This window comes from Streptomyces calidiresistens (assembly GCF_014141525.1).
In the GTDB taxonomy this organism is placed as follows: Bacteria; Actinomycetota; Actinomycetes; order Streptomycetales; family Streptomycetaceae; genus Streptomyces; species Streptomyces calidiresistens.
Genome location: NZ_VKHS01000327.1, coordinates 1 through 5787 on the forward strand (window position 1 = coordinate 1; position 5787 = coordinate 5787).

Annotated in this window: 4 protein-coding genes; 1 reads left to right on the forward strand and 3 read right to left on the reverse strand. The window is 75.2% G+C overall.

Translation table 11 applies throughout. The annotated features are described in order from the left end of the window. Window positions 1–591 precede the first annotated feature (591 nt). Window positions 592–1203, forward strand: a complete 612-nt coding sequence (locus tag FOE67_RS14535; protein ID WP_182664340.1) for a nucleotidyltransferase domain-containing protein — start codon at window positions 592–594, stop codon at window positions 1201–1203. A 255-nt stretch (window positions 1204–1458) separates the two neighbouring features. On the opposite strand, the gene FOE67_RS14540 is transcribed toward FOE67_RS14535, so the two are convergent. From FOE67_RS14540 to cobT, 3 genes are all read right to left on the reverse strand, one after another. After that, the gene (locus tag FOE67_RS14540) at window positions 1459–2322 is read right to left on the reverse strand and encodes a TrmH family RNA methyltransferase (RefSeq protein ID WP_182664334.1); all 864 of its coding nucleotides are present in this window, start codon (window positions 2320–2322) and stop codon (window positions 1459–1461) included. After that, window positions 2319–3542, reverse strand: a complete 1224-nt coding sequence (gene cobA / locus FOE67_RS14545) for a uroporphyrinogen-III C-methyltransferase (protein WP_182664336.1) — start codon at window positions 3540–3542, stop codon at window positions 2319–2321. The genes FOE67_RS14540 and cobA overlap by 4 nt, the downstream gene beginning before the upstream one ends. A gap of 264 nt (window positions 3543–3806) precedes the next feature. Continuing rightward, window positions 3807–5787: nicotinate-nucleotide--dimethylbenzimidazole phosphoribosyltransferase (cobT, locus tag FOE67_RS14550; RefSeq protein ID WP_182664338.1), on the reverse strand; the 1981-nt coding region annotated here is incomplete at its 5' end.

Here is a 5787-nt window from a genome sequence, read left to right on the forward strand (position 1 = left end):
CCTCCGGCTCCGTGCCGGGCCCCCGGGCCTCCGCTCCCCCCTCCCGCGGCGTCGACGGCCGGCTGCTGCGCCAGCGCCTGGTGGTCTTCGTCGTGGTGACCTTCCTGGTGGCCGTCGCCATCGCGGTGGCCCGCGGCTGACGTCGGGAACCGGCTCCGACGCCCCCGGGACGACCATTCGCGGTGCGCCGGGCTTCGGCCCGGTGGTTGAACCCCATCCGAGAACTGCTCCCATCTCGGCCCCGGGCACGGGTCCGCACTGTTCACCCGGCTCGGGGCGAAGCGGCCGGTTGTGCCGCTCGATGTGCTGCTTCACGATGCCGAGAGGCGCACCGCCGAGCGATCCGGCGGAGTACGAGCCCGACCACGGGCGTCGCACCCACCGGTGGTGGCGAAGGGGGCCTGGGAACCCCGGTGGTCTGCGGGAGGACACGCCCTTGAGGGAGTTCACGGGGTCCGGGATCGGTGGGAACCGTTGATCGAGTGGTCGGCGTTCCCGGCCCCGACGGCCTTGCGACTCCCGTGTCCGTTACGGCTCGTGAGCAAGGGCGGTGTGCGTCGGCTCGAGGGCGGCCGGGAGAGAATGAGCGGCATGACACGTCTCCGGGCTCCGTTCGGCAGGTGGGATCCCGCCTCTCCGAGCGAGGTTGTCGCGAGGTTCTCCGGCTTGGATTGCTGCTGGTGGGTGGCCGGAGGCCTGGCGATCGAGCTCGCGGTGGGCCGCCGAATCCGGAACCATGGGGATGTGGATGTCCTACTGCTGCGGCGTGACCAACTCATGGCTCAGCAGGCTCTGTCGGGCTGGCAATGGTGGGCCGCCGATCCACCGGGAAGCCTGCGTCCGTGGGCGTCGGACGAGGCCCTGCCGCCGGAGGTTCATGACATCTGGTGCCGGCCCGGGCCCGACGATCCCTGGCGCATTCAGATCATGATCGATGAGTCCCTCGGCCGGGAATGGGTGTCACGGCGTGACCCCCGGGTGCGGAGGCCGATCAGCACGCTGGGGATGGTCTCGGCCGACGGTGTTCCCTTTCTCGCACCGGACGTGCAGCTCTACCACAAAGCCCGGGCTCCTCGGCCCAAGGACGAAGAGGACTTCGGGGCCGCGCTGCCCGTGCTCACGGATCGGCAACGACGTTGGCTCGTCGAGGCGATCTCCACGACGTACGGACCTCACCCCTGGATCGAGCGTCTGCAGGCATGACCTCGAGGTTGGCCGGCCGACTTCCCGGGTGTGCCGGCGGTGCGGCGTCGAGGACAGCCCCGATCCCCTGCACGTCCGGGCGCGGACCTGCGGGGCGATCCCGGAGCGGGACATCAACGCGGCGGTCGACGTCGCCGAGGCGCCCGGATCGGCCGTGCCGGCCCGGGGAGCGCGCCGAAGCGGGAACCCACCCGACACCGCAGCCCTCAACGGCGCGATGGGCGGGAATCACCGCCCCTCACGGCGGAGAGGATGTCAACGACGGGTGGCGTGGAAGGCGATCGCCGAGGCGGCGGCCACGTTGAGGGAGTCCACGCCCGCCTCCATCGGGATGCGAACCCTCAGGTCGCAGGCGCGCAGGGCACGCTCCGAGAGGCCGTGCCCCTCCGTGCCGAACACCAGGGCGAGGCGTTCCTCGTGCCGGTCGGCGAGTTCGTCCACGGTGATCGAGTCCTCGGTGAGGCAGAAGGCCGCGGAGGTGAACCCCGCCGTCCGGAGGAGTTCCGCCGTCCGGCGCCACGGCCCCGGTCGGGCCCAGGGCACCCTGAACACCGTTCCCATGGAGACCTTGACCGCCCGGCGGTAGAGCGGGTCGGCGCACCCCGGGGTCAGCAGGACCGCGTCCACCCCCAGGGCGGCGGCGTTGCGGAAGGCCGCGCCGAGGTTGGTGTGGTCCACCATGTCCTCGAAAACCGCCACCCGTCGGGCACCGGCGAGCAGGGCGGCGGGGTCGGGCAGCGGCAGCCGCGCCATCGCCGCCAACGCCCCGCGGTGCACGTGGTATCCGGTGAGACGTTCGGCCGTCTCCTCGGTGACCAACCAGGCGGGCGCCCCGGTCTCCGCCGCGGCGGAGACCAGATCGGCCATCGGTTCCGCCCAGCGGGGGGTGAGCAGCAGGGACCGCATCGGATACCCCGCCTCCAGCGCACGGCGGATGACCTTCTCCCCCTCCGCCATGAACAGTCCCAGCTCCGGCTCCAGCCGGCGGCGCAGCGCCACGTCGGTGAGCGAGGTGTAGTCGGCGAGCCGGGGGTCGTCGGGATCGGCGACCGGAACGGGGGCCGCCGGGCCGGGAACCCCGGCGTCCCCGGGGGCCGCCGGTCGGGACCCGCCCGTCACCGCTTCCCGTCCACGGGGTTCACCCGCACCACGTCCCCCACGACGATGACGGCGGGCGGCCGGACGCCCTCCTCCGCCAGTCGGTCGGCCACGGTCGCCAGGGTGGCGTCCACCCTGCGCTGGGCCGCGGTGGTGCCCTCCTGCACGGCGGCCACCGGGGTGTCGGCGTCCCGACCGTGCCGGATCAGTTCGGCGGCGATCGCGCCGATCCGCTCCACCGCCATCAGCAGCACCAGGGTGCCGCGCAGCCGGGCGACGGCCGCCCAGTCCACCAGAGACCGGGGGTCCTCGGGGGCCACGTGGCCGCTGAGCACGGTGAACTCGTGGGCCACGCCCCGGTGGGTGACCGGGATGCCGACCGCCGCCGGCACGCTGATGGAGCTGGAGATGCCGGGCACCACCGTGACCGGGATCCCGGCCTCCGCGAGGGCCTGCGCCTCCTCCATGCCCCGGCCGAAGACGTAGGGGTCGCCGCCCTTGAGGCGCACCACCGCCCGGCCGGCCTTCGCGTGCTCGATCAGCGCCTCGTTGATCGCCTCCTGCGCCATGGCCCGGCCGTAGGGGATCTTGGCCGCGTCGATCACCTCGACGTGCGGCGGCAGTTCGTCCAACAGGTCGCGGGGACCGAGACGGTCGGCGATCACCACGTCCGCCTGCGCCAACAACCTGCGGCCGCGCACCGTGATCAGATCGGGGTCGCCGGGACCGCCGCCGACCAGGGCCACCCCGGCGGTGCGCCCGCGGTGGGCCGGGGCGGTCAGCGAGCCGTCGCGCATCCGCTCCACCACGGCGTCCCGGACGGCGGCCGAACGCCGGGGGTCGGTGCCGGTGAGGACGGCGACGGTGACCCCGTCCTCCCGGGCGGTCGCGGGGGTCCAGGCCGTGGCGGCCTCGGCGTCGTCGCTGCGCACGCACCACACCCGGCGCTCCTCCGCCTCGGCCGACGCCGCCTCGTTGACCGCCGCGTCGTCGGTGGCCACCAGCGCGTACCAGGCGCCCTCCAGGTCGCCCGGCCGGTATCCGCGCCGCTCCCAGGTCAGTTCCCCCGCCTCCGCCATGGCCTGCACCGCCGGGGTGGTCCCGGGCGAGATCAGGTGGACGTCGGCACCGGCGGCCAGCAGGGCGGGCAGGCGGCGCTGCGCGACGGTTCCGCCGCCGAGCACGAGGACGCGGCGGCCCGCCAGACGCAGGCCGACGGGGTATGCGGGGATCTCGGGCATGGGTGGTCTGCGACTCCTCGACCGGGGGCTGCGGGAGGGGCACGCCGGGCCCGCCACTGCTCCGGGGCGGGCCGCCGAGGCGTTTCCCCGGAGGTCACCCTACGGTGCGGGGCGTCCGGGCGCCCCGGGGGTTCCGGGCATCGGACGGGGGGACGACCGGCTCGTCCCGGCTCGCCCGACCTCACCGCCCGGGCTCCGGGACGGTGAGCCGCCCCGGGGCCCGGGGACCACCGGTCGGGGAGCCGACCGATGGCCTTCCGGCGCTCAGTTCTTGTCGGTGATGCCGGCGGCGTCGAAGGTGGCGACCTCGCGCAGGGCCCGGGCCGCGGACTGGACCACCGGGAGGGCCAGCAGGGCACCGGTGCCCTCGCCCAGCCGCAGGTCGAGGTCGACCAGGGGACGCAGCCCCAGCGCCGCGAGCGCGGCCATGTGGCCGGGCTCCGCGCTGCGGTGGCCCGCGACGCACACCGACACCGCCTCCGGGGCGATGGCCCGGGCGACCAGCGCGGCGGCCCCGGCGCTGACGCCGTCGAGGATCACCGGCACCCGCAGGGACGCGCCCCCCAGGATGAACCCGGCGAGGGCGGCGTGCTCCAGGCCGCCGACGGCCGCCAGCACGCCGATCGGGTCGGCGGGATCCGGCCGGTGCAACTCCAGGGCGCGGCGCACCACGTCCACCTTGTGGGCGTGGCCGGCGTCGTCCACGCCGGTGCCCCGGCCCGTCACCTCGGCCGGATCGGCACCGGTCCACACGGCGGTGAGCGCCGCCGCGACGGTGGTGTTCGCGATGCCCATCTCACCGGTGAGCAGGGCCCGGTTGCCCGCGGCGACCAGGTCCCGGGCGGTCTCGATGCCGACCTCCAGCGCCCGGATCGCCTCCTCGCGGCTCATGGCGGGGCCGACGGTGAAGTCGTCGGTGCCGGGGCGGACCTTGCGCGGGAGCAGCCCGTCGCGGGGCGGCAGATCGGCCGCGACCCCCACGTCCACCACGCAGACCTCGGCCCCCACCTGGGTGGCGAAGGCGTTGCAGACCGCGCCCCCGGCGAGGAAGTTCTGCACCATCTGCGCGGTGACCTCCTGCGGCCACGGCGAGACGCCCCGGGCGTGCACGCCGTGGTCCCCGGCGAAGATCGCCACCGCGGCGGGCTCGGGCACCGGCGGGGGGCAGGTGCGGGACAGGCCGCAGAGCTGGGCGGCGAGGATCTCCAGCGCGCCGAGGGCGCCGGCGGGCTTGGTCATCCGCTTCTGCCGCTCCCAGGCCTCGCCCAGGGCCCGCGCGTCCAGCGGGCGGATCTCGGCCAGGGTCTCGGCCAGCAGATCGTGCGGTTCGGCGCCGGGCAGGGCACGGCGACCGTAGGACTCCTCGTGCACCACCCAGGAGAGGGGACGGCGCCTGGACCACCCTGCGCGCGCGAGTTCCGGCTCCTCGGGGAACTCGTCCACGTAGCCCACGCACAGGTAGGCGACGACCTCGAGGTGGTCGGGCAGATCGAGGGAGCGCACCAGCTCCCGCTCGTCGAAGAAGCTCACCCAGCCGACGCCCAGGCCCTCGGCCCGGGCCGCCAGCCAGAGGTTCTCCACCGCGAGGGCGGAGGAGTAGGGCGCCATCTGCGGCTGGGTGTGCCGACCGAGCGTGTGTCGACCGCCGCGGGTGGGGTCGGCGGTGACCACGATGTTGACGGGGGTGTCGAGAATGGCCTCGATCTTCAGCTCGCGGAACTGCTTGGCCCGGGCACGGGGCAACGACTGCGCGTACACATCCCGCTGCCGCTGGGCCAGTTCGTGCACCCGGGTCCGGGTCTCCTCGGAGCGGATGATGACGAAGTCCCAGGGCTGGGAGTGGCCCACGCTGGGCGCGGTGTGCGCGGCCTCCAGGACCCGCAGCAGCACCTCGTGCGGGATGGGGTCGGGACGGAAACCGTTGCGGATGTCCCGACGGTCGCGCATCAGGCGGTGAACCGCCTCGCGATCGGCCTCGTCGTAACCGGGCGCGGCGGGACCGCGCGGGGCGGGCTCGCCGGTCGGCGCCGCGTCGGCGGGGGCCGGCTCCCCGGCTCCCGCGGGTGCGGGGGGCGCGTCGGCGACCGGTGTCCCGTCCACCGGCCCCGCACCGTCCCCGGGCGGGGCCGGTGCGCCGGTCTCCACCGCGTCGCCGGATTCCTCGGCGGGCGCGGCCCCGTCCGTCGGTCGGTCGGCGGCCTCCGGGAGGGGGGCGGCGACCGGTGCGTCGGGCGCGGCTTCGGCG

Excerpts from the sequence above, each read along its gene's own strand:
- FOE67_RS14535 (WP_182664340.1), top strand. The coding sequence starts at position 592 with ATGACACGTCTCCGGGCTCCGTTCGGCAGGTGGGATCCCGCCTCTCCG.
- cobA (WP_182664336.1), bottom strand. The coding sequence starts at position 3,542 with ATGCCCGAGATCCCCGCATACCCCGTCGGCCTGCGTCTGGCGGGCCGC.